Consider the following 25,728-nt stretch of genomic DNA (forward strand, 5'->3'; position numbering starts at 1 on the left):
AGTTTCGTAGGCCTGATAAGCGTAGCGCCATCAGGCACAACGGTTGCCGGATGCGGCGCAAGCACCTTATCCGGCCTACAAGCTTTATACCTGATCTGTAGTTTCGTAGGCCTGATAAGCGCAGCGCCATCAGGCACAACGGTTGCCGGATGCGGCGCAAGTGCCTTATCCGCCCTACAGGCTTTATGCCTGGTCTGTAGTTTCGTAGGCGCTGATAAGCGCAGCGCCATCAGGCACAACTGTTGCCGGATGCGGCGCAAGCGCCTTATCCGGCCTACAGGCTTTATACCTGATCTGTAGTTTCGTAGGTGCTGATAAGCGCAGCGCCATCAGGCACAACGGTTGCCGGATGCGGCGCAAGCACCTTATCCGGCCTACAGGCTTTATACCTGATCTGTAGTTTCGTAGGTGCTGATAAGCGCAGCTCCATCAGGCACAACGGTTGCCGGATGCGGCGCAAGCGCCTTATCCGGCCTACAGGCTTTATGCGTATTCTGTAGTTTCGTAGGCCTGATAAGCGTAGCGCCATCAGGCATAACCGTTGCCGGATGCGGCGCAAGCGCCTTATCCGGCCGACAAGCTTTATACCTGGTCTGTAGTTTCGTAGGCCTGATAAGCGCAGCGCCATCAGGCACAACGGTTGCCGGATGCGGCGCAAGCACCTTATCCGGCCTACAGGCTTTAAACTGGTCTGTAGTTTCGTAGGCCTGATAAGCGCAGCGCCATCAGGCACAACTGTTGCCGGATGCGGCGTAAGCGCCTTATCCGGCCTACAAGCTTTATGCATATTCTGTAGGCCAGACAAGTGTTGCGTAATTACAACAGCGGTTTGAGGAAGCGGGCCGTGTGTGAGGCTTCACACTCAGCGACCGTTTCTGGTGTGCCGGAGACAAGGATTTCGCCGCCGCCGCTACCGCCTTCCGGACCGAGATCGACAATCCAGTCTGCGGTCTTAATCACGTCCAGATTGTGCTCAATCACCACGATGGTGTTGCCCTGATCCCGGAGTTGATGCAGCACGTCCAACAGTTGCTGAATATCCGCAAAATGCAGACCGGTGGTCGGCTCATCGAGAATATACAGCGTTTGCCCGGTACCGCGTTTGGACAGTTCGCGCGCCAGCTTCACGCGCTGTGCTTCACCGCCCGAGAGCGTGGTAGCGGACTGACCCAGTCGAATGTACGTCAGGCCAACGTCCATCAGCGTTTGCAGCTTACGTGCCAGCGCCGGAACGGCATCGAAGAACTCACGTGCTTCTTCAATCGTCATATCCAGCACTTCGTGGATAGTCTTGCCTTTGTACTTAATTTCTAACGTTTCGCGGTTATAGCGCTTGCCTTTGCACTGATCGCACGGCACGTAGATATCCGGCAGGAAGTGCATTTCGACTTTGATCACGCCGTCGCCCTGACAGGCTTCACAGCGTCCGCCACGGACGTTAAAGCTGAAACGCCCCGGCGTGTAACCGCGTGCTCGTGACTCCGGTACACCGGCAAACAGTTCGCGCACTGGCGTAAACACCCCGGTGTAGGTTGCCGGGTTAGAGCGCGGCGTACGGCCAATCGGGCTTTGGTCAATGTCGATCACTTTGTCGAAATGCTCCAGGCCTTGAACGTCGCGATACGGCGCAGGTTCAGCCAGCGTCGCACCGTTTAGCGCCGTCTGTGCAATCGGGAACAGTGTGTCGTTAATCAGCGTCGATTTACCCGAACCGGAAACACCGGTAATGCAGGTAAATAAACCTACCGGCAGCGTCAGGGTGACATCTTTCAGGTTGTTACCGCGTGCACCGGTGAGCTTCAGCACTTTCTCTGGGTCAGCCGCAACGCGCTGTTTAGGCACTTCAATCTTGCGTTTACCGCTCATGTACTGGCCGGTCAGCGACTCAGGCACTGCCATGATGTCGTCGAGTGTCCCTTCGGCGACGACCTGACCGCCGTGAACACCCGCGCCCGGGCCGATATCGATAACGTGGTCAGCGGCGCGAATCGCGTCTTCATCGTGCTCGACCACAATAACGGTATTACCCAGATTACGCAGGTGGATAAGCGTACCCAGCAGACGTTCGTTATCGCGCTGGTGCAGGCCAATAGACGGCTCATCCAGTACGTACATTACACCGACCAGACCCGCGCCGATCTGGCTTGCCAGGCGAATACGCTGGGCCTCACCACCGGAGAGTGTTTCTGCTGAACGCGATAGCGTCAGGTAGTTGAGGCCGACGTTGACCAGGAACTTCAGACGATCACCAATCTCTTTAAGAATTTTCTCGGCAATCTTCGCCCGCTGACCCGCAAGCTTCAGATTGTTGAAGAAATCCATTGCATGACCGATGCTCATGTCAGAAATCGCAGGCAGCGGCGTATTTTCAACAAATACGTGACGGGCTTCCCGGCGTAAACGCGTCCCTTCACAGCTGGCGCAAGGACGGTTACTGATGAACTTGGCTAATTCTTCACGTACAGCGCTGGATTCCGTCTCTTTATAGCGGCGCTCCATATTGTGCAATACGCCTTCGAACGGATGGCGACGTACGGACGTATCACCGCGATCGTTCATGTATTTAAATTCGATATTCTCTTTACCGGAACCGTACAGTACCACTTTATGCACAGCAGGGTTCAGGCTGGCCCACGGGGCTTCAACGTCGAATTTATAGTGTTCCGCCAGAGACTTAAGCATCTGGAAGTAATAGAAGTTACGGCGATCCCAACCGCGGATAGCACCACCGGCCAGCGACAGTTCCGGGTTTTGGATCACCCGATCAGGATCGAAATATTGCTGCACGCCGAGACCGTCACAGGTTGGACACGCGCCCGCCGGGTTGTTAAACGAGAACAGCCGCGGTTCCAGTTCGCGCATGCTATAGCCGCAGATAGGGCAGGCGAAGTTGGCGGAGAACAGCAGCTCTTCCGCTTTCGGATCGTCCATATCGGCAACGACCGCCGTGCCGCCGGACAGTTCCAGCGCGGTTTCAAAGGATTCCGCCAGTCGTTGGGTGAGATCGTCACGGACTTTAAATCGGTCAATCACCACTTCAATGGTGTGTTTCTTTTGCAGCTCAAGCTTGGGCGGATCGGAAAGGTCACAGACTTCTCCGTCGATACGGGCGCGGATATAGCCCTGGCCTGCCAGGTTTTCCAGCGTTTTGGTGTGCTCGCCTTTACGCTCTTTGATCACCGGCGCCAGCAGCATCAGCCGCTTACCTTCCGGCTGCGACAGGACGTTATCCACCATCTGGCTTACGGTCTGCGCTGCCAGGGGAACGTCGTGATCCGGACAGCGCGGCTCGCCAACGCGGGCAAACAGCAGACGCAGATAGTCGTGAATTTCGGTAATTGTACCTACCGTGGATCGCGGGTTATGGGACGTCGATTTTTGTTCAATTGAGATGGCAGGAGAGAGCCCCTCAATGTGGTCGACGTCCGGTTTTTCCATCAGCGACAGAAATTGACGCGCGTACGCGGAAAGGGATTCAACGTAACGACGCTGCCCTTCGGCATATAAGGTGTCGAAAGCGAGCGAAGATTTGCCTGAGCCCGAAAGCCCGGTGACGACAATCAGCTTGTCGCGCGGGATGACGAGGTTGATGTTTTTGAGATTATGGGTGCGGGCGCCCCGAACTTCGATCTTATCCATTCATCTTTCCCGGATTAAACGCTTTTTTGCCTGGCTGCATGGTGCTACCGGCGATCACAAACGGTTAATTATGACACAACCTGACCTGAATGGATATACAGTATTGGAATGCAAAACGCAGACGTCTGTGCAACAATGTCTGGCTGGGGTTGTTTACTGGAATCAACTTCGCAACGTAGTAAAAGCGCTATTGGAAATGCTACAATCCCGCGCTTACACTTATTCAGTAACGTTTTTCAGGAGACACGATCATGGCCAGCAGAGGCGTAAACAAGGTGATTCTCGTCGGTAATCTGGGCCAGGACCCGGAAGTACGCTATATGCCGAATGGTGGCGCAGTTGCCAACATTACGCTGGCTACTTCCGAATCCTGGCGTGATAAAGCGACCGGTGAAATGAAAGAGCAGACTGAATGGCACCGTGTTGTGCTGTTTGGCAAACTGGCGGAAGTGGCCAGCGAATATCTGCGTAAAGGTTCTCAGGTCTATATCGAAGGTCAGCTGCGTACCCGCAAATGGACCGATCAGTCCGGTGTAGAAAAGTACACCACAGAAGTTGTGGTTAACGTTGGCGGCACCATGCAAATGCTGGGTGGTCGTCAGGGTGGTGGTGCTCCGGCAGGTGGCGGTCAGCAGCAGGGCGGTTGGGGTCAACCTCAGCAGCCGCAGGGTGGCAACCAGTTCAGCGGCGGCGCACAGTCTCGTCCGCAACAGTCAGCGCCGGCAGCACCGTCTAATGAGCCGCCGATGGATTTCGACGACGATATTCCGTTCTAATCCCACTGCGTTACGCTGAAAATAATGGCTACCTCAAGACTGGGGTAGCCATATGCAATTTTGTTATCAGTTCAACACCATCGGCCAATCTGGCGGTGTGTGGCTCATCACGTCAACCATCACGGTTTCAATGTTCTTCCAGATAGCGGACATATCCACCAGGGTTATGCCGAGCAATCCAGTCGCAAACCAGCAGGCAAAAACCAGCCCCAAACCGCTGCTAATGACGGCCAGGCCAATATAATCTGATTTACGAAAACGGATATTGAGCGTACTGGCTAAAAACATCAGCACCGCGCTGAGTAGTTGCCACCGCAGAAGAACCACGCCAGTTGTTATTGTCGCCATGAAAAACGTCCTCAGAAAGTCTGGATGCCCAGGACAGCGCGGGGGTGTTCACCGAGGGTGTGATACTCTGGCTATCGACGGGCAATAACATGAATGAAACATTGTTTCTGTTACATGATTTTTGTGAACTATATCACATCTGGTCGTTTGTTCACCAGTATTGGCCGTTATTTTTGTAGGCTTATAACCACTCCAGGTGTGTGGTTTTGTTTAATGAAGAGTTGATAATAAATAACCATGTTTTAAACATGTATTTAGTCTGCTTGTTATATTTATCCTAAATTAAACGTTAAAAAAAATTAATGAATTTCTTAAATGCAGCCAGGATAATGCTCATAAAAAATTACTCCGTGGGGATAATAACGTTATGAAATAAGCATAACTTTAAGTTTGCCTTACGGAAAAATAATATCATCATCAACTATTATCAGACTTTTACATAGAGAAGTCTGTTGCTAATACTGATAGATTCATGCAACTTAATCAGTCGGTGTTTATAGCATCCTGCCTTGATGGGTTCTGGCATATACGAAACAGGGAAATAGGGCTGACATGAATCACAGTGCGCGACGCAAGATGCTGAAGTTCCTGGGAACATTCATGGTGGTATTGTTCCCCGTGGTGCTGGCGATATGGTTTGCGCACATCCGGGCGATGACCGAAACCCATAGCCAACTCCGCTCTTTTGCTCAACTGGTGTTAAATAAAACAGAATTGGTGATCCTACAAGCTGATTTGGCGCGTGATATGGCCCAGTTGTATCAGGGTAAGATGTGTACCCCGGCACATCAGAAAAGTATGCTAAATATTATTCGCGGTCGTTTATATATCAGTGAGCTAATTTATGCGCAGGGCGATCATTTTTTGTGCTCTACGTCTATGGCGCCGCCTGTTACTTATATTATGCCGACACCTGACTATAAACGTACGCCGGATATCGCCATCTATTACTACCGCGATACCCCTTTTTTCGCTGGCTACAGAATGACGTACATGCAACGCGGGAACTACGTCGCAGTCATCAATCCATTGTCCTACAGCGAAGTCATGTCAGATGATCCGGATCTCTCCTGGGGCGTGTATGACACAGTAACAGATACGTTTTTCTCTGCCAGCGAAGCGGCAAATATTGCGCAATTCGCGCCGCTCATACGCGGTGAAGCCTCGACCTTTCAACAAGACGATCGCTTCTACACCATCGTGCATTCAGAAAAACGTCCAATTGCGATTATTGTGTCGACCTCAGACAACCGCGTAAGTCAGATTTTCTATCACGAGGCGGTATTAACCATCCCCTTCGGGATTATCTGCAGCATCCTGATATTGCTAATGTGGTGGCGCACGCGCCAGGAATACTTATCCCCTCGGCGTTTGCTAAAACGCGCGATCAAAAAACGTCAGCTTTGCCTGCATTACCAGCCGATTATTGATATTAAGAATGGGCAATGTGTTGGTGCTGAAGCTCTGCTGCGCTGGCCGGGCTGTAAAGGTGAGGTGATGAGCCCGACGGAGTTTATTCCGCTGGCTGAAAAAGAGGGAATGATTGAGCGGATCACGGATTATGTCGTTGAAGAGGTGTTCAACGATTTGGGGTATTTTCTTTCGGCGCATCCTCAGCTTTCTATCTCGATTAACCTTTCCGCTTCTGACTTTCATTCATCCCGATTGATTGCTCTGATTAACGACAAAAATCGTGAGTACTCCGTGGCGGCCCAGCAAATTAAAGTCGAAGTGACCGAGCGTGGGTTCATAGATGTACATAAAATGACCCCCGTAATCCAAGCGTTCCGCAAAGCGGGTTATGAAGTGGCATTTGATGATTTTGGCACGGGATATTCCAATCTGCATAATTTGTCAGCGCTGAATGTCGATATCCTGAAGATCGACAAATCGTTTATTAGCACGTTGTCCACTAACAGCACCAGTCACTTGATTGCCGAACATATTATTGAGATGGCACAAAGCTTACACCTGAAGACGATTGCGGAAGGGGTGGAAACGAAGGAGCAAATCGAATGGCTGCTTGAACGCGGCGTACAGTATTGTCAGGGCTGGTATTTTGCGAAGGCGCTGCCGCCGCAGGAGTTCATGCACTGGATACAACGGTCGCCCGCCATACTGACGCAGAGCGGGCAATAATATTACAGACGATGGCGGTAGTCGCTGGGAGTACGATCAAATTCGCGGCGAAACACACGCGAGAAGGTTTGTTGCGACACATAACCAAGATCCATCGCGATATCAAAAATAGGTCGCTCAGTTGTCCGTAGTTCAACGGCGGCCAGCAAAAGTCGACGCTGGCGGATGTAGTCACCCAAGGTCTGGCGCGTCACCGTGCGGAACATTCTTTGTAAATACCACTTCGAGTAACCTGATTTTTTCGCCACCGCCTCAATGTTCAGCGGTTGATCGATATGTTCATCAATCCATTCAATAAGGGTCTGAATAATCTGCTGATGGGACATAGGGCTGCCTCTTTCTCAGTATTCGATTCGTCGTTTTGTCTGTGGGCGAGTATAATTCCTCAAGTTAACTTGAGGTAAAGCGATTTATGGAAAAGAAATTACCCCGGATAAAAGCGCTGCTCACACCAGGTGAAGTCGCCAAACGTAGCGGCGTGGCGGTATCGACCCTGCATTTCTATGAAAGCAAAGGGTTAATCAGTAGCATGCGCAACAGCGGCAATCAGCGCCGATACAAACGTGATGTGTTGCGTTACGTCGCGATAATCAAGATTGCTCAACGCATCGGGATCCCGCTGGCCACGATCGGTGACGCGTTAGGGGTATTACCTGAGGGGCATTCGCTTAGTGCCAAAGAGTGGAAGCAGCTCTCTTCGCAATGGCGTGAAGAACTGGACCGACGCATCCATACTTTGGTGGCGCTACGCGATGAGCTGGATGGGTGTATTGGTTGCGGATGCTTGTCACGTAGCGATTGCCCGTTGCGTAACCCTGGCGATCAGCTTGGCGAGCAGGGGACCGGAGCGCGCCTGCTGGAAGATGATTAATTGGTTTAAAATATGTGACGGGTATGAAGGATATAAAACTAAAGCGCCACAGAGGGCGCTTTAGTTTGGTTCCGGTCTTTGTCTTTCACTCTATCCCGCTGGTTCACGGGAGGGTTTCCCCCGACATCAACACCCCTCAGTCGAGCACATTAGGGGAGGTTCCGGCCTGTGTTGATAATGTAAGTGTAAGCCACCTCCCTCCATTTGCCAGTGAAATGGTGATTTTTTAGCCAAAAAATTTTACGCATCTTCACCTGTTTTCTTGCGCGAGTTGCGCGAAATAAACACGCCGATGTTGTAATAACTCCGCGAAATTTGTTGCCAAATTGCGCATTGACGATAACGTTTGCGCATCGACTGGTTATTTCTTGCGCGTTATAAGAAGAAATGAGTAAAAAGCGGCAAAGTTCAGTTGAAAACCAGCGTATGATCGCTAGATAATCGTTTGCTTTTTTTTACCACCCGTTTTTTATGCGCGGAGCTAAACGTTTGCTTTTTTGCGACACCCCTATTGACGCAAACCTGGCACATGGAGAAAACGTTTAGCAGGCAGTGGATTGTCCAGCACGCATAATGACGAAAAAATAAACTCTCAGGGGATGTTTTCTATGTCTACGCCTTCAGCGCGTACCGGCGGTTCACTCGACGCCTGGTTTAAAATTTCGCTCCGCGGCAGTACCGTTCGTCAGGAAGTCGTTGCCGGATTAACGACCTTCCTGGCCATGGTCTACTCCGTTATCGTGGTTCCGGGGATGCTGGGTAAAGCCGGGTTCCCACCTGCTGCTGTATTTGTGGCGACCTGTCTGGTCGCGGGCGTCGGTTCTATTGTGATGGGCCTGTGGGCAAACCTGCCGCTGGCAATTGGTTGCGCCATTTCTCTGACCGCATTTACCGCATTCAGCCTGGTGCTGGGCCAACATATTAGCGTGCCCGTTGCGCTGGGTGCGGTGTTCCTGATGGGTGTTCTGTTTACCATCATTTCCGCGACCGGTATCCGTAGCTGGATCCTGCGCAATCTGCCGCAGGGCGTTGCGCATGGTACGGGGATTGGTATCGGCCTGTTCCTGCTGCTGATTGCGGCAAACGGTGTCGGTCTGGTAATTAAGAACCCGCTGGACGGCCTGCCGGTTGCGCTGGGTGACTTCGATACCTTCCCGGTCATTATGTCGTTGATTGGTCTGGCGGTAATTATTGGCCTCGAAAAACTGAAAGTACCGGGTGGCATTCTGCTGACCATTATCGGTATTTCCGTGGTTGGTCTGATTTTCGACCCGGCCGTGCATTTCTCCGGCATTTTTGCCATGCCGTCTCTGAGTGATGAAAACGGCAATTCGCTGATCGGCAGCCTGGATATCATGGGGGCACTGAACCCGATTGTCCTGCCGAGCGTGCTGGCGCTGGTCATGACCGCTGTCTTCGATGCAACCGGAACCATCCGCGCGGTAGCCGGACAGGCGAATCTGCTGGATAAAGACGGACAGATTATCGACGGTGGCAAAGCGCTGACCACTGACTCCCTGAGCAGCGTGTTCTCTGGTCTGGTGGGTGCAGCTCCGGCGGCGGTTTACATTGAATCCGCAGCGGGTACGGCGGCAGGCGGTAAAACTGGCCTGACAGCGATCACCGTTGGCGTACTGTTCCTGCTGATCCTGTTCCTCTCTCCGCTCTCTTATCTTGTACCTGTGTACGCAACGGCACCTGCGCTGATGTATGTGGGTCTGTTGATGCTGAGCAACGTCGCGAAAATCGACTTTGCTGACTTTGTCGACGCAATGGCAGGACTGGTTACGGCCGTATTTATCGTGCTGACCTGTAACATCGTTACCGGCATCATGATTGGCTTTGCGACCCTGGTAATTGGTCGCATCGTTTCTGGTGAATGGCGCAAACTGAACATCGGCACCGTGGTGATCGCCATCGCGCTGGTGGCCTTCTACGCCGGCGGTTGGGCTATCTGATTCTGATTTCCTGACGATCCTAAAAACGGGTGGCTTTGGCCGCCCGTTTTCATTTTCAGAACACACTCGTTGTCTTTTGCGTTACTCTCAATTAGATAGAATTGAGGCACGACGCCTCTCATTAGCAATCATAAGAAACATCGCAAACAGGGAACGCATGGAAATCTTTTTCACCATACTTATCATGACCCTTGTGGTCTCGCTGTCGGGGGTATTTACTCGCGTATTGCCCTTCCAACTTCCTTTACCCCTTATGCAGATCGCCATCGGCGCCTTGCTGGCGTGGCCGACGTTTGGTTTGCATGTGGAATTCGATCCTGAGCTGTTCCTGGTTCTGTTCATCCCGCCGCTGCTCTTTGCCGATGGTTGGAAGACGCCAACGCGTGAGTTTCTCGAGCACGGGCGAGAGATTTTCGGCCTGGCACTGGCGCTGGTGCTGGTCACGGTGGTCGGCATTGGATTTATGATTTACTGGCTGGTGCCGGGGATCCCTCTCATCCCAGCCTTTGCGCTGGCTGCTGTGCTATCGCCAACCGATGCCGTCGCACTTTCCGGCATTGTGGGAGAGGGACGTATACCGAAGAAAATCATGGGTATCCTGCAGGGCGAAGCGTTGATGAACGACGCCTCCGGTCTGGTCTCTCTGAAGTTTGCCGTCGCCGTGGCGATGGGGACGATGGTGTTTACCGTTGGTGGCGCAACGCTTGAGTTCTTCAAAGTGGCGATTGGCGGCATCCTGGCTGGTTTTGTCGTCAGTTGGCTGTACGGCCGCTCCCTGCGCTTCCTCAGCCGCTGGGGCGGTGACGAGCCGGCAACGCAAATCGTCCTGCTGTTCCTGCTGCCGTTTGCGTCTTACCTGATTGCGGAACATATCGGCGTTTCCGGTATCCTCGCGGCGGTCGCTGCCGGGATGACGATCACCCGTTCCGGGGTGATGCGCCGCGCGCCGCTGGCGATGCGTTTACGTGCTAACAGTACCTGGGCGATGCTGGAGTTTGTGTTTAACGGCATGGTCTTCTTGCTGTTAGGGCTACAGTTACCGGGAATTCTGGAGTCTTCTTTGGCGGCGGCCGAGGCCGATCCGAATGTTGAAATCTGGATGCTGTTTACCGATGTCGTGCTGATTTACGTGGCGCTAATGCTGGTACGTTTTGGCTGGCTGTGGACCATGAAAAAGTTCAGTCTGCGCTTCCTGAAGAAAAAACCGATGGAGTTTGGATCCTGGACGACGCGTGAAATCATGATCGCCTCTTTTGCCGGTGTACGCGGGGCAATTACCCTCGCCGGTGTGCTCTCCATTCCACTGTTGTTACCGGATGGTAGCGGCTTCCCGGCGCGATATGAGCTGATCTTCCTTGCCGCAGGCGTGATCCTGTTCTCGCTGTTTGTCGGCGTGGTGATGCTGCCGATTCTGCTACAACATCTGGAAGTGGCAGACCACTCGCAGCAGCAGAAAGAGGAACGTATTGCCCGCGCCGCCACGGCAGAAGTGGCGATTGTCGCGATCCAGAAAATGGAGGAGCGACTGGCCGCAGACACCGAAGAGAACATCGATAACCAGTTGCTCACCGAGGTGAGTTCACGCGTGATTGGTAACCTGCGCCGACGCGCCGACGGGCGCAACGATGTGGAAAGCTCGATGCAGGAAGAAAACCTCGAGCGACGTTTCCGCCTGGCAGCGCTGCGTTCAGAACGCGCGGAGCTTTATCACCTGCGCGCCACGCGTGAAATCAGCAATGAAACGCTGCAAAAACTACTGCACGACCTGGATTTGCTGGAAGCGCTGTTGATTGAGAATCAGTAAACGATAGCGCCTGATGCGCTACGCTTATCAGGCCTACAAGACCGGCAACAGCGATGTAGGCCGGATAAGGCGCTAGCCGCATCCAGCGAAGGGTGTGCCTGATGCGCTACGCTTATCAGGCCTACAAGATCGGGAATAGTGATGTAGGCCGGATAGGGCGTCAGCTGCATCCGGCGAAGGGTGTGCCTGATGCGCTACGCTTATCAGGCCTACAAGACCGGCAACAGCGATGTAGGCCGGATAAGGCGTTAGCCGCATCCGGCGAAGGGTGGGCCAAATGCCGCGCAACTGGCTGCAAGAAATTATTCATCGTGTAATTTGCGAGCGACATTCCTGAACGAATCCATCCCTCTTGTCGATTCCCTCTTTTCTCCATACGGTTGAGGAAAGGGGGAAACATGTCCAACTATCGACGAAATTACATCAATGGGGGAACCTGGTTTTTTACGGTAAATCTGCAGGACCGTCGAAGCCACCTTCTGACAGACAACATTCACGCGCTTCGGTGTGCAATCGCTGCGGTCAAAAAGGTTAGGCCTTTTCGCATCAATGCGTGGGTCGTTTTACCCGAGCATATGCATTGCATATGGACGTTACCTGGCAATGATGCGGATTATTCCTCTCGCTGGCGGGAAATTAAGAAGCATTTCACCCACTCATTGTCTTCCCGACATATCTGGCAATCTCGCTTTTGGGAGCACACCATCCGTGATGAACATGATTATCGCCAGCATGTTGATTATATTTACATTAACCCTGTGAAGCACGGCTGGGTAAAACAGGTACAGGACTGGTCTTTTTCAACATTTCATCGTGATGTGAGGCACGGTTTGTACCCGCAAGATTGGGCAGGTGAAATCATGGATTTTAATGCGGGCGAACGTGCCTGATGGCGCTACGCTTATCAGGCCTACAACACCGGCATACCGATGTAGGCCGGATAAGGCGTTAGCCGCATCCGGCATTTTACGACGCTTGCGGTAGCCAAAACCCTTCACAGCATTTGAGCCACGCCTGGGCGCTGTGCGACAGATACACGCCTTCGCGCCAAATCATGCCCAACTGCCAGCGTAAGTCACTCTCCAGAGGGATCCAGCGCAACGTTTGCTTATCCAGCCGCTGGCAAATCGGCTCCGGTAAAATGGCAATCCCGACTCCGGCTTGTACCATTGCTGCCAGAAAATCCCACTGCCCGCTGCGCACCGCGATGCGGGGTTTGACGTTGTGTTGGCTAAACAGCTCAAGCAATTGGCGGCTCAACGCGAAATCTTCGTTGTAGATAAGCAGCGGATGTTCCGCCAGCGCCTCGGGGGGAATGGATTCGCACGTTGTCCACTGGCCGGAGCGAGGAACCAACACGCAGAGTGGATGGCTAAAAAGCGGTAAGGTTGCCAGACCGCTCTCTTCTTCAACCGGCAGCGCGGTCATCGCGACATCCAGGTCACCGTTCATTACCGCCTGCTGAACGGTTAAGCCGCCAAATTCAGAGACCTTCAGCTCTACGCCGGGATAGCGCTGGCGAAACAGGCCGATCGGCCCAGCCATTAACATCCCCACCATGGGCGGGATACCGAGGCGCAGCACGCCCTTGTTGAGGTGATTTATGTCACTGAGTTCCGCTTCAAGCTGGCGAAACTCGGCAAGGATCGCCAGGCCGCGTTCGAAAACGACCTGCCCGGTATCGGTTAACAGCAGTCGCCGACCATCGCGGATTAACAGCGTGCAGTTAAGCTCGTCTTCAAGGTTCTTCAACATCTTGCTGATGGTGGGCTGGGTGACAAAAAGCTTCTCCGCTGCGCGGGTAAAGCTCTGCTGACGAACCACCTCAACAAAATATCGCAGCGTTCTGATATCCATGATTATTCCTTAAGACTATGCCTGCAATGAGTTTAATTCATTTCAGTCCTGGAAGGGGGCTCTCTATACTGGCGCTCTCTATTTTTTAAGGACATACCCTCATGGCTGTGGCGATAAGCCGCGTGACGCCTGCTGTTATTCATCGACTCCAGATTCCTGTTCAGGTTCTGTTGTACGCAGGTCTTTTTGTATTTGCTCAATATCTTGTCTCCTGGCTGCATCTGCCGCTTCCTGCCAACCTGGTCGGGATGGTGCTGATGCTGGCGTTAATTGTCTGTCGGGTTATCCCGCTGAACTGGATTCGCGCAGGTGCTCGCTGGTTACTGGCTGAAATGCTGCTGTTTTTTGTCCCGGCGGTGGTCGCCGTTGTGAACTACACGCAGCTGTTGCTGGTTGATGGCTGGCGTATATTTGCCGTGATTGCGATCAGTACGCTGATGGTGCTCGGCGCAACGGCGTGGGTGGTGGATAAAGTGTATCGCTATGAAATGCGCAGGCTAAACCGTGAGTAATTTCCAGTTAAGCGTGTTGTGTCTGGTGATTACGCTGGGTATCTACTTTGCCAATAAGCGCCTGTATCGCCGTTTTCGTAAATTACCCCTAATGCCATTAGTTCTCACCCCGGCCCTGCTGGTGCTGATGCTGGTCTTCGGCCATATCTCCTGGCAAAACTATATCGGTGAATCGCACTGGTTGCTGTGGTTGTTAGGCCCGGCGACCATCGCCTTTGCCGTTCCGGTGTATGACAACCTTGCCGTGATTAAGCGTCACTGGATGTCGCTGACGGCGGGCGTGGTAACGGCAACGCTGGTGGCCGTCACCAGTTCCGTATGGCTGGCGCGCCTGTTTATGTTGCCTGATGAGATCCAACGCAGTCTGGCGGTGCGCTCCGTCACCACACCGTTTGCGCTGGCGGCGGCAGAACCGTTGGGCGGGCAGCCGGACCTGGTGGCATTGTTCGTGGTGGTGACCGGCGTATTTGGTATGGCGGTCGGCGATGTGCTGTTTTTACGGCTTTCCATTCGTGAAGGGATGGCGAAAGGCGCAGGATTTGGCGCAGCATCGCACGGCGCAGGCACGGCACGCTCTTATGAACTCGGTCAGCAGGAAGGGGTCGTTGCCAGCCTGGTGATGATGCTTTCCGGCGTGGTAATGGTGCTGGTGGCACCGCTGGTGGCGAGGCTGATGTTCTGAGAAAGGATGTAATCCTCCGGCCCGAAAGCCGGAGGAGAAGGGAAGTTAGTGCGCGCGACCTTGTTCTACGCCGTACCCGGTCTGGGAACGGATGAACTGAGCACGGAACTGCTCGCGTTCGCGGTTGCCTTCTTCTGAGTTGTCGGTGGCAGAGAAGAACCAGATCCCGAGGAATGCTACGCTGATGGAGAACAGCGCCGGATACTCATACGGGAAAATGGCTTTTTCGTGACCGAGGATCTGGACCCAAATCGTTGGACCAAGAATCATCAGCACCACTGCCGTCAGCAGGCCTAACCAGCCACCCAACATTGCGCCACGCGTGGTCAGTTTCGACCAGTACATAGAGAGCAGAATGATGGGGAAGTTACAGCTCGCCGCGATGGCGAACGCCAGGCCGACCATGAAGGCGATGTTCTGGTTTTCGAACAGCACGCCGAGCACGATGGCAATCACGCCCAGCACCAGCACGGTGATTTTCGAAACCCGCAGCTCTTCACGTTCGGTGGCGCCTTTGCGGAACACGTTGGCGTACAGGTCGTGAGACACTGCCGATGCGCCCGCCAGAGTCAGACCGGCAACCACCGCCAGAATGGTGGCAAACGCCACGGCTGAGATGAAGCCGAGGAACAGGTTACCGCCCACCGCATTCGCCAGGTGAACCGCCGCCATGTTATTACCGCCAATCAGCGCGCCCGCAGCATCTTTGTACGCCGGATTTGCACCTACCAGCATGATTGCGCCAAAGCCGATGATAAAGGTCAGGATATAGAAATAACCCATAAAACCGGTGGCGTAGAACACACTCTTACGTGCTTCACGGGCATCGCTAACCGTGAAGAAGCGCATCAGGATGTGCGGCAAGCCCGCCGTACCAAACATCAGGCCGAGACCTAACGACAGTGCGGAGATTGGGTCTTTTACCAACCCGCCCGGGCTCATAATGGCTGAACCTTTCGGGTGTACCGCCATCGCTTCGGTGAACAGATTATTGAAGCTAAAGCCGACGTGCTTCATCACCATAAAGGCCATAAAGCTGGCACCGAACAGCAACAGTACGGCTTTGATGATCTGTACCCAGGTGGTCGCCAACATGCCGCCAAACAAAACGTACATCATCATCAGCACGCCAACCAGTACGACAGCGATGTGATAGTTCAGACCAAACAGCAGCTCAATCAGCTTACCTGCACCAACCATCTGCGCGATCAGATACAGCGCAACCACCACCAGGGAACCACAGGCAGACAGAATACGGATTGGCCCTTGCTTCAGACGATAAGACGCAACGTCTGCAAAGGTGTAACGACCCAGGTTACGCAAACGCTCAGCAATCAGGAACAGAATAATTGGCCAGCCGACCAGGAAGCCGAGTGAATAGATCAGCCCGTCATAACCGGAGGTAAAGACCAGCGCGGAAATCCCGAGGAACGATGCCGCCGACATATAGTCGCCCGCAATCGCCAGCCCGTTCTGGAAACCGGTGATGTTACCGCCAGCGGTGTAGTAGTCATTACGCGAACGTACGCGCTTTGACGCCCAGTAGGTAATGCCGAGCGTAAAGATGACGAAAATCAGGAACATAATAATCGCCTGCCAGTTGGTTGGCTGGCGTTGGACTGCACCGCTAATAGCATCCGCCGCGTTTGCGGCGAAGGGCAGCGTGGCGGCAAGCGCCGTCAGGACTCTCTTCATGATGCTTTAACCTCGTGCAAAACCGCATTGTTCAGGCGATCGAATTCACCGTTTGCCCGCCAGATGTAGATCCCGGTCAGGATGAAGGAGATAAGGATCACACCGACCCCAATCGGAATACCGCGGGTGACGCTGGTTCCCGCGTGTAGCGGAGTACCCAGCCAGCCCGGCGCAAAGGCAATCAATAAAATAAAGCTGATATAAACTGCCAGCATGATGATGGACAGAATGGTGGCAAACCGTTGCCGTTTTTCTACTAACTCCCTGAAACGCGCACTGTCTTCTATCCGCTGATAAATTTGGTCATTCATCACAGAGCTCTCCAGAGGTCCCCCTGCGTCTTTCGTGCTACAAGTTCGTTGGCCGCACTTGCCCACCCCAGTCACATAGTGAACTATGCTTTTGGGGATGTGCTCGCTTGCCGCCTTCCTGTAACACGAAATCCTTTGGGGGGAGGTTTTTTATATTTCCCTCCCGGTGAAGAGAGGGTAGGGTCAGATTTGTAGGCCGGATAAGACGCTTTCGCGTCGCCATCCGGCATTTTCAGGACTTTGTTATGATGGCATCGCGATGGCCTGCTTCTCTTCGAGCAGTTTCTCCACGACGCCAGGATCGGCGAGGGTCGAGGTATCGCCCAGATTGCTGGTATCGCCCGCCGCAATTTTGCGCAGGATGCGGCGCATGATTTTGCCGGAGCGGGTTTTCGGCAGTGAGTCGGTCCAGTGCAGCACGTCTGGCGTTGCCAGCGGGCCAATTTCTTTACGCACCCAGTTGCGAACTTCGGCGTACAACTCAGGTGACGGCTCTTCACCGTGATTCAGCGTGACGTAGGCGTAGATCGCCTGGCCTTTAATATTGTGCGGAATTCCCACCACCGCGGCTTCGGCAATCTTCGGATGTGACACCAGCGCCGATTCGATTTCAGCCGTTCCCAGACGGTGGCCAGAGACGTTCAGCACATCGTCCACACGTCCGGTGATCCAGTAATAGCCATCTTCGTCACGGCGCGCGCCGTCGCCGCTGAAGTACATATTCTTGAAGGTAGAGAAGTAGGTTTGCTCAAAGCGTTCGTGATCGCCAAACAGCGTTCTCGCCTGGCCTGGCCACGAGTCGGTAATCACCAGGTTACCTTCCGTCGCGCCTTCCAGTGGATTACCTTCGTTATCGACAATCGCAGGCTGTACGCCAAAGAATGGACGGGTTGCAGAACCAGCTTTCAGCTCGGTAGCGCCCGGCAGTGGGGTGATCATGAATCCCCCGGTTTCGGTCTGCCACCAGGTATCGACGACCGGACATTTTTCGTTGCCGATCTTCTTCCAGTACCACTCCCACGCTTCCGGGTTGATCGGCTCGCCAACGGAACCCAGGATACGCAGCGACGAACGGTCAGTACCTTCAATCGCTTTGTCGCCTTCTGCCATCAGTGCGCGAATGGCGGTCGGTGCGGTATACAGAATATTGACCTGGTGCTTGTCCACAACCTGCGACATACGCGCAGGCGTTGGCCAGTTTGGTACGCCTTCGAACATCAGCGTGGTTGCGCCGCAGGCCAGCGGGCCGTACAGCAGGTAGCTGTGTCCGGTTACCCAACCCACGTCAGCGGTGCACCAATAGATATCGCCCTGATGGTAATCAAACACGTACTTAAAGGTGGTTGCAGCGTAGACCAGATACCCGCCGGTGGTGTGCAGCACGCCTTTTGGCTTGCCGGTTGAACCGGAGGTATACAGGATAAACAGCGGATCTTCCGCGTTCATCTCTTCCGGTTGGTGTTCTGAGCTGGCTTTCTCAATAAGATCGGACCACCACAGGTCACGGCCTTCCTGCCACTCCGTTTTACCACCGGTACGTTTGAGGACGACCACATGTTCAACGGTTTTTACGTTTGGATTTTTCAGCGCATCATCCACGTTCTTTTTCAGTGGGATAGCGCGTCCGGCGCGTACGCCTTCGTCGGCGGTGATCACCAGGCGTGAATTGGAGTCGATAATACGTCCGGCGACGGCTTCCGGTGAGAAACCACCGAAGATGACAGAATGCACGGCCCCAATGCGGGCACAGGCCAGCATGGCAACCGCAGCTTCTGGCACCATCGGCATATAAATGGCCACCACGTCACCTTTTTTAATGCCTAAATCCAGTAGCGTATTGGCGAAACGGCAGACATCGCGATGCAACTCGCGATAGGTAATGTTTTTGCTTTGGGTAGCGTCATCGCCTTCCCAGATAATGGCGGTACGATCGCCGTTTGCCTGCAGATGGCGGTCAAGGCAGTTTGCGGCCAGGTTCAGGGTGCCGTCTTCGTACCATTTAATAGACACGTTGCCTGGTGCGAAGGAGGTGTTCTTCACCTGGCTGTACGGCTTGATCCAATCAAGAATCTTTCCCTGCTCGCCCCAAAATGTGTCGGGTTCGTTAACGGATTGCTGGTATTTCTCTGCGTACTGCTCCGGATTTATCAGGCAACGATCCGCAATGTTTGCGGGAATAGCGTGTTTATGTATTTGGCTCATGGCTTTTGTTCTCCTTGTAGGATGTTAATAATATGTCTCATAAACGTTAAATGTAGGGGCTTTGAGAGTTTTGTTTAGTATTTGCGCGGCAGATCACGCAATAAACGAATTGTGCAAATTAGCGACAAACTGAATTTTGAAGGGAACTAGCAAAAATTGATTAAATCTCGCGATAACATGCAGTTATCTAAAGGATTGTTGAAAAGGTGATCTGTCTCTGAATTAGACAAAAGAGTGAGAGATTAGAGGGGTGTTATAACTCTAAAGTGGTATTTTACATACACTTACAATTGATTAAAAACAACATTTTCAGTGTGGTTTCTTGTTACAAATAGGGTGGAGCAATGTCATGACAGTATTCGTGTGGTTGCTGTTGTGGAAAACAATAAAAGAACCGCCATTGCAGATAATGGCGTCATCTGGATGAGACCCCTATGGCAAGGATAAAATCACGCGTACGCCGTTTCTTCAGCCTGTTATTACCTTTATTATTTATTTCTGCTGTTCACGCTGAACAAACTTCTGTACCTGCAAAAACCGTCACCGTTGAAGCGAAGAATGAAACCTTCGCACCTCAGCATCCCGATCAATATCTCTCCTGGAAAGCCACGTCTGAGCAATCAGCCCGTGAAGATGCACTGGCAGAAGATCCGCGTCTGGTGATCCTGTGGGCGGGATACCCATTCTCGCGCGATTACAACAAACCGCGGGGACACGCGTATGCCGTGACCGATGTCCGTGAAACCTTACGTACCGGCGCACCAAAAACGGCAGAAGATGGTCCGCTGCCGATGGCTTGCTGGAGCTGTAAAAGCCCGGACGTAGCGCGTCTTATCCAGAAAGACGGTGAAGATGGCTACTTCCACGGTAAATGGGCGCGCGGCGGTCCGGAAATTGTTAACAACCTCGGTTGTGCGGATTGCCATAATACCGCGTCACCAGACTTCGCCAAAGGCAAGCCAGAACTGACTCTGTCGCGTCCTTATGCAGAACGCGCGATGGAAGCCATCGGTAAACCGTTTGAGAAAGCCGGTCGCTTTGACCAGCAATCCATGGTCTGCGGCCAGTGCCACGTGGAATACTACTTCGACGGTAAAAACAAAGCCGTTAAGTTCCCGTGGGACGACGGCATGAAAGTCGAGAACATGGAGAAATACTACGACAACATTGCTTTCTCTGACTGGACCAACTCCCTGTCTAAAACGCCGATGCTGAAAGCGCAGCACCCGGAGTATGAAACCTGGAGCGCGGGCATTCACGGCAAGAACAACGTGACTTGTATCGACTGTCACATGCCGAAAGTGCAAAACGCGGAAGGCAAGATCTACACCGACCATAAGATTGGTAACCCGTTCGACAACTTCCCTCAGACCTGCGCGAACTGCCACACCCAGGACAAAGCGTCCCTGCAAAAAGTGGTCGCCGAGCGTAAACAGGCTATTCATGACCTGAAAATCAAAGTTGAAGATCAGCTGGTTCGTGCGCACTTCGAAGCGAAAGCCGCATGGGATGCGGGCGCGACTGAAGCGGAAATGAAGCCGATTCTGGAAGATATCCGTCACGCACAATGGCGCTGGGACCTGTCTATCGCCTCACATGGCATTCATATGCACGCCCCGGAAGAAGGCCTGCGGATGCTGGGTAGCGCAATGGATAAAGCCGCCGACGCGCGTACCAAACTGGTCCGTCTGCTGGCGACCAAAGGCATCACGCATGAAATTCCGTTGCCGGATATCTCGACCAAAGAGAAAGCCCAGGCGGCGATTGGTCTGAACATGCAGCAAATCAATGCTGAGAAGCAGGACTTCATCAAAACGGTGATTCCACAGTGGGAAGATCAGGCACGTAAAAACGGTCTGTTAAGCCAATAACCCCATTCCGCCCCGCAAGGGGCGGATAACTCAACGGAGTGAATATGAGCGTATTACGTTCGTTATTAACTGCTGGGGTGCTGGCGTCAGGCTTGTTATGGAGCCTGAGTGGAATCACTGCCACGCCAACGCCGCAGGAGTCGGATCAACGCTGGACGGTTACCCAACAGCGTAATCCGGATGCCGCCTGTCTGGACTGTCACAAGCCGGATACCGAAGGCATGCATGGTAAGCATGCGGAAGTCATCAACCCGAATAACAAACTGCCGGTCACCTGCACCAACTGTCACGGCCAGCCGTCACCGAACCACCGTGAAGGGGTGAAAGATGTGATGCGCTTTAATGAGCCGATGTACAACGTGGAGCAGCAGAACAGCGTCTGTATGTCCTGTCACCTGCCTGAGCAGCTGCAAAAAGCGTTCTGGCCGCACGATGTCCACGTAACCAAAGTGGCGTGTGCCAGCTGTCACTCACTGCATCCGAAGCAAGACACGATGCAAACGCTGAGCGATAAAGGACGGATCAAGATTTGCGTCGATTGCCACAGCGATCAGCGTAACAATCCGAACTTTAACCCGGCGTCGATTCCGTTGCTTAAGGAGCATCCATGAGTTGCTCTCGTCGCCAGTTTATCACCGGCGTCGGCGCGCTGGTGGCAGTGAGCGGGACGGCGGGGCGCGTTGTGGCGAAGACGCTGAACATCAACGGCGTGCGTTACGGTATGGTACATGATGAGTCATTATGCATCGGCTGTACGGCCTGTATGGATGCTTGTCGCGAAGTCAACAACGTGCCGGAAGGCGTATCGCGTCTGACGATTATTCGCAGTGAGCCGCAAGGAACGTTTCCTGATGTGAAGTATCGCTTCTTCCGTCATTCGTGCCAGCACTGCGACCACGCTCCCTGCGTTGACGTCTGCCCGACGGGGGCATCGTATCGCGATGCCGCCAGCGGCATTGTGGATGTGAACCCGGACCTTTGCGTTGGCTGCCAGTACTGCATTGCCGCGTGTCCTTATCGCGTGCGCTTTATCCATCCGGTGAGCAAAACGGCGGATAAATGCGATTTCTGCCGGAAAACCAACCTGAAAGCGGGCAAACAGCCCGCCTGCGTTGAGTCATGTCCGACGAAGGCGCTGACGTTTGGTAATCTGGACGATCCCAACAGCGATATCTCCCGTTTGTTGCAGCAGAAAACGACCTACCGTTACAAGCTGGCGTTGGGTACAAAACCGAAGGTCTACCGCGTTCCCTTTAAATTTGGGGAGGTGAGCCAATGACATCCGCTTCTGCATTTCATTTTGAATCACTGGTGTGGGACTGGCCCATTGCCATCTATCTGTTCCTGATAGGTATCTCTGCCGGACTGGTCACGCTGGCGATTCTGCTGCGTCGCTTCCATCCGGAGGCGGGCGGTTCGGACAGCACGCTGCTGCGCACTACGCTGGTGTTAGGGCCGGGGGCGATTATCCTCGGTCTGTTGATTCTGGTGTTCCACCTGACGCGGCCATGGACTTTCTGGAAACTGATGTTCCACTACAGCTTCACTTCGGTGATGTCGATGGGGGTCATGCTGTTCCAGTTGTACATGGTGGTGTTAGTGCTGTGGCTGGCAAAAATCTTTGAAAAAGAAGTAATTGCCCTGCAACAGCGTTGGCTGCCGCGGTTAGGTATCGTGCAGAAAGTATTGACGCTGATTGCGCCGTTCCATCGTGCGCTTGAGACGTTAATGCTGGTGCTGGCGGTCCTGCTCGGGGCGTACACCGGCTTTCTGCTGTCGGCGCTGAAATCTTACCCGTTCCTGAATAACCCGATCCTGCCGGTGCTGTTCCTGTTCTCTGGGATCTCCTCCGGCGCCGCGGTGGCGCTGATCGCCATGGCGTTACGCCATCGTAGCAACCCGCACAGCACCGAAGCGCACTTTGTGCATCGCATGGAAGTCCCGGTGGTATGGCTGGAGATCTTCCTGCTGGCGGCGTTCTTTGTTGGTCTGGCGCTGGGCGATGACGGCAAAATGCGCGCGCTGGCGGCGGCACTGGGCGGTGGATTCTGGACCTGGTGGTTCTGGCTTGGCGTGGCTGGGCTTGGGCTGATACTGCCGATGCTGCTAAAACCCTGGGCCAACCGCAGTTCGACGTTTCATGGCGTGCTGGCAGTCTGCGGCGCCAGCCTGACCGGCGTACTGCTGCTGCGTTTTTTTATACTCTATGCGGGTCAGCTAACCGTTGCGTAAGGTGATATCTGGACGTTCTCCTTCCTGAAGCCGGTTTTCTGGCGCTGTTATTAAGCCTTGGGGTCAACGTGTTGACCCCGCTTGCCGTGTTGGTGGGTGTCCGCCAGCGCTGGCAAGGGGTGATGCGCCTTGCAACGGTGGGCGTGTGGGCGCAATTTACCCTGCTACTGCTGGCTTTTGCCATTCTGGTATTCTGCTTTTTGACCAGCGACTTTTCGGTGGTCTACGTTGCTCAGCACAGCTACAGTCTACTGCCGTGGGGATTAAAACTGGCGGCGGTGTGGGGCGGTCATGAAGGATCGCTGCTGCTGTGGGTGCTGTTTCTTTCCGGCTGGAGCGCGCTGTTCGCTTTACGCTATCGGCGTGATACCGACGCGCTGTTTCCGCTGACGCTCAGCGTCCTCTCAATGATTACGGCCCTGCTGCTACTGTTTGTGGTGGTATGGTCCGATCCGTTTGTGCGTATCTTCCCGCCAGCCATTGAAGGGCGCGACCTTAACCCGATGCTGCAACATCTCGGGTTAATCCTCCATCCACCTCTGCTGTACCTGGGTTACGGTGGTTTGATGGTGGCGGCAGGCGTGGCGCTGGCCTCGCTGCTACGGGGTGACTTTAATGCGCAGAGCGCCTGGGTGTGCTGGCGCTGGGCGCTGCCCGGCTGGTGCGCGCTGACGCTGGGGATTATCCTCGGCTCCTGGTGGGCCTACTGCGAGCTGGGCTGGGGCGGCTGGTGGTTCTGGGACCCGGTTGAAAATGCTTCCTTATTACCCTGGCTTTCCGCCAGCGCGCTGCTGCATAGCCTGTATATCACGCGCCAGCGCGGAATCTTCCGCCACTGGTCGCTGCTACTGGCGATCGTCACGCTGATTTTATCGCTGCTTGGGACGCTGATTGTACGTTCCGGCATTCTCGTTTCGGTACATGCTTTCGCGTTGGATAACGTCCGCGCCGCGCCGCTGTTTGCGCTGTTTACCGTGTTGAGTCTGGCGTCGCTCGGGCTGTACGCCTGGCGGGGCCAGCAAGTCCGGCAGAATGCGCGTTTTGGCGGTTGGTCACGCGAGATGCTGATTCTGGTTGCGCTGCTGCTCTTTAGTGCGGTGCTGCTGATTGTGTTGATTGGCACGCTCTACCCGATGATTTACGGGCTGTTCGGCTGGGGACGGCTCTCCGTAGGCGCACCATACTTTAACCGTGCTACGCTGCCCTTTGGCCTGCTGATGCTACTGGTTATCGTGCTGGCAACGGTCAGAAGCCGCAACGTGTCTTTCCGCATCCAGCTTCCGGCACTGCTGGCGCATGCCGGGGTGCTGGTGTTTGCGGCGGGGATCGTCTTTTCCAGCGGTAGCCGTCAGGAGATAAGCCTGAACCTGAGCCCTGGGCAGCAGGTTGAACTGGCGGGTTACATTTTCCGTTTTGAGCGTCTCGACCTGGAAGCCAAAGGTAACTACACCAGTGAAAAAGCGCAGATCACGCTGTGGCACAATGAGAAACGTATTGGCAGCCTGCAACCTGAAAGGCGCTTCTATGCCGCGCGCCGTCAACAGATGGTGGAGCCGGGGATCCGCTGGAACCTGATGCATGACTGGTATGCGGTAATGGGTGAAAAAACCGGACCTGACCGCTATGCCATGCGTTTGTACGTGCAGACCGGCGTGCGCTGGATTTGGGGTGGAGGGCTATTAATGGTCTTTGGCGCGCTGCTGAGCGCATGGCGAGGAAGGAAGCATCCAGAGTTATTGCCTGATGGCGCTGCGCTTATCAGGCCTACGAGTGAAAAGCAGGGTAGGCCGGATAAGGCGTTCACGCCGCCATCCGGCAAAACGATGTTACTTGTGGCTTTACTGATTTTTCTACCTTTTACCACCCATGCCCAGGTTGTGGATACCTGGCGCTTTGAAAATCCGCAACAGCAGGAACAAGCGCTGTCCATTGCCAGCCAGCTTCGCTGCCCGCAGTGTCAAAACCAAAACTTGCTGGAATCCAATGCGCCGGTAGCGGTCAGTATGCGCCATCAGGTTTATAGCATGGTGGCGGAAGGGAAAAGCGAAGCCGAGATCACGACATGGATGACCGAGCGTTATGGTGACTTCGTTCGTTATAATCCGCCGCTGAATGAGCAAACGCTGCTGCTGTGGGCGTTACCGTGCCTGTTGTTATTGCTGGTAGGGGTGGTGGTCTGGCGAGTGAGAAGACGTCAGCATACGGAGGCAGGTGAACAATGAACCAGTCCGAACCGCTGTTACGCCCAATGCCTGTGAAGCGGCTGACCGCTGCGGCGGTGCTGATGGTTGTGGCCTGCATTGGAGGCTACTTGTTGACGCCAAAATGGCAGGCGGTTCGTCAGGAGCAGACGCGGCTGGCGGATCCTTTACATGCTTTCTCCGATGAGAATGTTCAGGAAAAACAGTTGCTTTTGCTGCAATCGCAGATTCGCGCTAATCCCCAGGACGGCGTGAAATGGGCGCAACTCGGGGAGTACTATCTTTGGCAAAACGCGTATCATAATGCGCTGCTGGCCTACGAGCAGGCGCTGCGTGTCGGCGGTGAAAATGCTGAGATCTATTCAGCGATGGCAACGGTATTGTATTACCAGGCCGGACAACATATGACGCCACCCACTCGCGAGATGATTGATAAGGCTCTGGCGCTGGATCCGGCAGAGGTCACCGCGCTGATGCTGTTAGCCTCAGATGCGTTTATGCAGGCAGACTACGCCCAGGCTATTTCAGTGTGGCAAAAGGTTATGGATTTAAATTCGCCTAGGGTGAACCGGGCACAGCTCGTTGACTCTATTAATATGGCGAAGTTATTGCAGAATCGGCAAAAATAAA

Annotated in this window: 21 protein-coding genes; 14 read left to right on the plus strand and 7 right to left on the minus strand. The window is 53.9% G+C overall.

All coding sequences use genetic code 11. The annotated features are described in order from the left end of the window. Nucleotides 1-816: 816 nt before the first annotated feature. Nucleotides 817-3,639 carry an excinuclease ABC subunit UvrA gene (uvrA, locus tag OGY67_RS15435; RefSeq protein ID WP_003826619.1) on the minus strand — a complete coding sequence of 941 codons (2,823 nt, stop codon included), beginning with the start codon at nt 3,637-3,639 and terminating at the stop codon, nt 817-819. Nucleotides 3,640-3,890: 251 nt separating this feature from the next. On the opposite strand from uvrA, the gene ssb1 reads away from it, so the two are divergent. Continuing rightward, nucleotides 3,891-4,415: a single-stranded DNA-binding protein SSB1 gene (gene ssb1 / locus OGY67_RS15440; protein WP_003826621.1), complete on the plus strand. Its 525-nt coding sequence runs from the start codon at nt 3,891-3,893 to the stop codon at nt 4,413-4,415. 66 nt (nt 4,416-4,481) lie between these two features. On the opposite strand, the gene OGY67_RS15445 is transcribed toward ssb1, so the two are convergent. Beyond that, a complete protein-coding gene (locus OGY67_RS15445) occupies nt 4,482-4,763 on the minus strand; it encodes a YjcB family protein (RefSeq protein ID WP_003826625.1) in 282 nt (93 codons plus the stop codon). A gap of 552 nt (nt 4,764-5,315) precedes the next feature. Between OGY67_RS15445 and pdeC the strand changes: the two genes are divergently transcribed. Beyond that, nucleotides 5,316-6,902: a cyclic di-3',5'-guanosine monophosphate phosphodiesterase PdeC gene (gene pdeC, locus OGY67_RS15450; RefSeq protein WP_149607436.1), complete on the plus strand. Its 1,587-nt coding sequence runs from the start codon at nt 5,316-5,318 to the stop codon at nt 6,900-6,902. A gap of 2 nt (nt 6,903-6,904) precedes the next feature. On the opposite strand, the gene soxS is transcribed toward pdeC, so the two are convergent. After that, nucleotides 6,905-7,228: a superoxide response transcriptional regulator SoxS gene (soxS, locus tag OGY67_RS15455; RefSeq protein WP_003031731.1), complete on the minus strand. Its 324-nt coding sequence runs from the start codon at nt 7,226-7,228 to the stop codon at nt 6,905-6,907. A gap of 86 nt (nt 7,229-7,314) precedes the next feature. Here soxS and soxR point away from each other — a divergent pair, with 86 nt between their 5' ends. From soxR to OGY67_RS15475, 4 genes are all read left to right on the plus strand, one after another. Next, a complete protein-coding gene (gene soxR / locus OGY67_RS15460) occupies nt 7,315-7,773 on the plus strand; it encodes a redox-sensitive transcriptional activator SoxR (RefSeq protein WP_003826630.1) in 459 nt (152 codons plus the stop codon). 608 nt (nt 7,774-8,381) lie between these two features. Further along, a complete protein-coding gene (gene ghxP, locus OGY67_RS15465; protein ID WP_003826632.1) occupies nt 8,382-9,731 on the plus strand; it encodes a guanine/hypoxanthine transporter GhxP in 1,350 nt (449 codons plus the stop codon). Nucleotides 9,732-9,888: 157 nt separating this feature from the next. After that, on the plus strand, nt 9,889-11,535 hold the full coding sequence (locus tag OGY67_RS15470; protein ID WP_003826634.1) for a Na+/H+ antiporter: 1,647 nt from the start codon (nt 9,889-9,891) through the stop codon (nt 11,533-11,535). A 398-nt stretch (nt 11,536-11,933) separates the two neighbouring features. Continuing rightward, a complete protein-coding gene (locus tag OGY67_RS15475; protein WP_252431282.1) occupies nt 11,934-12,425 on the plus strand; it encodes an REP-associated tyrosine transposase in 492 nt (163 codons plus the stop codon). A gap of 76 nt (nt 12,426-12,501) precedes the next feature. Here OGY67_RS15475 and OGY67_RS15480 read toward each other — a convergent pair whose 3' ends face one another. Beyond that, complete coding sequence (locus OGY67_RS15480; protein ID WP_003826636.1) at nt 12,502-13,392, minus strand: LysR family transcriptional regulator; 891 nt, start codon at nt 13,390-13,392, stop codon at nt 12,502-12,504. A gap of 101 nt (nt 13,393-13,493) precedes the next feature. Between OGY67_RS15480 and OGY67_RS15485 the strand changes: the two genes are divergently transcribed. Beyond that, a complete protein-coding gene (locus OGY67_RS15485) occupies nt 13,494-13,904 on the plus strand; it encodes a CidA/LrgA family protein (protein ID WP_003826638.1) in 411 nt (136 codons plus the stop codon). Further along, nucleotides 13,897-14,586 carry an LrgB family protein gene (locus OGY67_RS15490; protein ID WP_003031745.1) on the plus strand — a complete coding sequence of 230 codons (690 nt, stop codon included), beginning with the start codon at nt 13,897-13,899 and terminating at the stop codon, nt 14,584-14,586. Before OGY67_RS15485 ends, OGY67_RS15490 begins: the two co-directional genes overlap by 8 nt. A gap of 45 nt (nt 14,587-14,631) precedes the next feature. Here OGY67_RS15490 and actP read toward each other — a convergent pair whose 3' ends face one another. The 3 genes from actP to acs all read right to left on the minus strand — a co-directional run bounded on the left by actP (nt 14,632) and on the right by acs (nt 18,794). Further along, complete coding sequence (gene actP / locus OGY67_RS15495; protein WP_008786931.1) at nt 14,632-16,281, minus strand: cation/acetate symporter ActP; 1,650 nt, start codon at nt 16,279-16,281, stop codon at nt 14,632-14,634. Next, nucleotides 16,278-16,592, minus strand: coding sequence for a DUF485 domain-containing protein (locus tag OGY67_RS15500; RefSeq protein WP_003031750.1), 315 nt, complete (start codon nt 16,590-16,592; stop codon nt 16,278-16,280). The genes actP and OGY67_RS15500 overlap by 4 nt, the downstream gene beginning before the upstream one ends. Before the next feature lie 243 nt (nt 16,593-16,835). Beyond that, nucleotides 16,836-18,794: an acetate--CoA ligase gene (gene acs / locus OGY67_RS15505; RefSeq protein WP_003826645.1), complete on the minus strand. Its 1,959-nt coding sequence runs from the start codon at nt 18,792-18,794 to the stop codon at nt 16,836-16,838. Between the two features lie 434 nt (nt 18,795-19,228). On the opposite strand from acs, the gene nrfA reads away from it, so the two are divergent. The 6 genes from nrfA to nrfG are packed head-to-tail and all read left to right on the plus strand — an operon-like array spanning nt 19,229 to nt 25,727. Continuing rightward, nucleotides 19,229-20,665: an ammonia-forming nitrite reductase cytochrome c552 subunit gene (nrfA, locus tag OGY67_RS15510; protein WP_003826647.1), complete on the plus strand. Its 1,437-nt coding sequence runs from the start codon at nt 19,229-19,231 to the stop codon at nt 20,663-20,665. 44 nt (nt 20,666-20,709) lie between these two features. Further along, complete coding sequence (gene nrfB / locus OGY67_RS15515) at nt 20,710-21,276, plus strand: cytochrome c nitrite reductase pentaheme subunit (RefSeq protein WP_003826649.1); 567 nt, start codon at nt 20,710-20,712, stop codon at nt 21,274-21,276. Beyond that, nucleotides 21,273-21,944 carry a cytochrome c nitrite reductase Fe-S protein gene (gene nrfC / locus OGY67_RS15520; protein ID WP_003031761.1) on the plus strand — a complete coding sequence of 224 codons (672 nt, stop codon included), beginning with the start codon at nt 21,273-21,275 and terminating at the stop codon, nt 21,942-21,944. Before nrfB ends, nrfC begins: the two co-directional genes overlap by 4 nt. Beyond that, nucleotides 21,941-22,897, plus strand: coding sequence for a cytochrome c nitrite reductase subunit NrfD (nrfD, locus tag OGY67_RS15525; protein WP_032942109.1), 957 nt, complete (start codon nt 21,941-21,943; stop codon nt 22,895-22,897). The genes nrfC and nrfD overlap by 4 nt, the downstream gene beginning before the upstream one ends. Before the next feature lie 8 nt (nt 22,898-22,905). Further along, complete coding sequence (nrfF, locus tag OGY67_RS15530) at nt 22,906-25,119, plus strand: heme lyase NrfEFG subunit NrfF (protein ID WP_286574147.1); 2,214 nt, start codon at nt 22,906-22,908, stop codon at nt 25,117-25,119. Next, on the plus strand, nt 25,116-25,727 hold the full coding sequence (gene nrfG / locus OGY67_RS15535; protein ID WP_003826658.1) for a heme lyase NrfEFG subunit NrfG: 612 nt from the start codon (nt 25,116-25,118) through the stop codon (nt 25,725-25,727). The genes nrfF and nrfG overlap by 4 nt, the downstream gene beginning before the upstream one ends. Nucleotide 25,728 lies beyond the last annotated feature (1 nt).

It is taken from the genome of Citrobacter sp. Cpo015 (assembly GCF_030333035.1).
GTDB classification, from domain to species: domain Bacteria; phylum Pseudomonadota; class Gammaproteobacteria; order Enterobacterales; family Enterobacteriaceae; genus Citrobacter; species Citrobacter portucalensis.

Coding starts and splice junctions, on each gene's coding strand:
- OGY67_RS15445 (WP_003826625.1), bottom strand. CDS start 4,763: ATGGCGACAATAACAACTGGCGTGGTTCTTCTGCGGTGGCAACTACTC.
- OGY67_RS15485 (WP_003826638.1), top strand. CDS start 13,494: ATGGCTGTGGCGATAAGCCGCGTGACGCCTGCTGTTATTCATCGACTC.
- actP (WP_008786931.1), bottom strand. CDS start 16,281: ATGAAGAGAGTCCTGACGGCGCTTGCCGCCACGCTGCCCTTCGCCGCA.
- soxS (WP_003031731.1), bottom strand. CDS start 7,228: ATGTCCCATCAGCAGATTATTCAGACCCTTATTGAATGGATTGATGAA.
- OGY67_RS15500 (WP_003031750.1), bottom strand. CDS start 16,592: ATGAATGACCAAATTTATCAGCGGATAGAAGACAGTGCGCGTTTCAGG.
- pdeC (WP_149607436.1), top strand. CDS start 5,316: ATGAATCACAGTGCGCGACGCAAGATGCTGAAGTTCCTGGGAACATTC.
- nrfD (WP_032942109.1), top strand. CDS start 21,941: ATGACATCCGCTTCTGCATTTCATTTTGAATCACTGGTGTGGGACTGG.
- OGY67_RS15480 (WP_003826636.1), bottom strand. CDS start 13,392: ATGGATATCAGAACGCTGCGATATTTTGTTGAGGTGGTTCGTCAGCAG.
- uvrA (WP_003826619.1), bottom strand. CDS start 3,639: ATGGATAAGATCGAAGTTCGGGGCGCCCGCACCCATAATCTCAAAAAC.
- nrfB (WP_003826649.1), top strand. CDS start 20,710: ATGAGCGTATTACGTTCGTTATTAACTGCTGGGGTGCTGGCGTCAGGC.
- soxR (WP_003826630.1), top strand. CDS start 7,315: ATGGAAAAGAAATTACCCCGGATAAAAGCGCTGCTCACACCAGGTGAA.
- ssb1 (WP_003826621.1), top strand. CDS start 3,891: ATGGCCAGCAGAGGCGTAAACAAGGTGATTCTCGTCGGTAATCTGGGC.
- nrfG (WP_003826658.1), top strand. CDS start 25,116: ATGAACCAGTCCGAACCGCTGTTACGCCCAATGCCTGTGAAGCGGCTG.
- acs (WP_003826645.1), bottom strand. CDS start 18,794: ATGAGCCAAATACATAAACACGCTATTCCCGCAAACATTGCGGATCGT.
- nrfC (WP_003031761.1), top strand. CDS start 21,273: ATGAGTTGCTCTCGTCGCCAGTTTATCACCGGCGTCGGCGCGCTGGTG.
- OGY67_RS15470 (WP_003826634.1), top strand. CDS start 9,889: ATGGAAATCTTTTTCACCATACTTATCATGACCCTTGTGGTCTCGCTG.
- nrfA (WP_003826647.1), top strand. CDS start 19,229: ATGGCAAGGATAAAATCACGCGTACGCCGTTTCTTCAGCCTGTTATTA.
- ghxP (WP_003826632.1), top strand. CDS start 8,382: ATGTCTACGCCTTCAGCGCGTACCGGCGGTTCACTCGACGCCTGGTTT.
- OGY67_RS15475 (WP_252431282.1), top strand. CDS start 11,934: ATGTCCAACTATCGACGAAATTACATCAATGGGGGAACCTGGTTTTTT.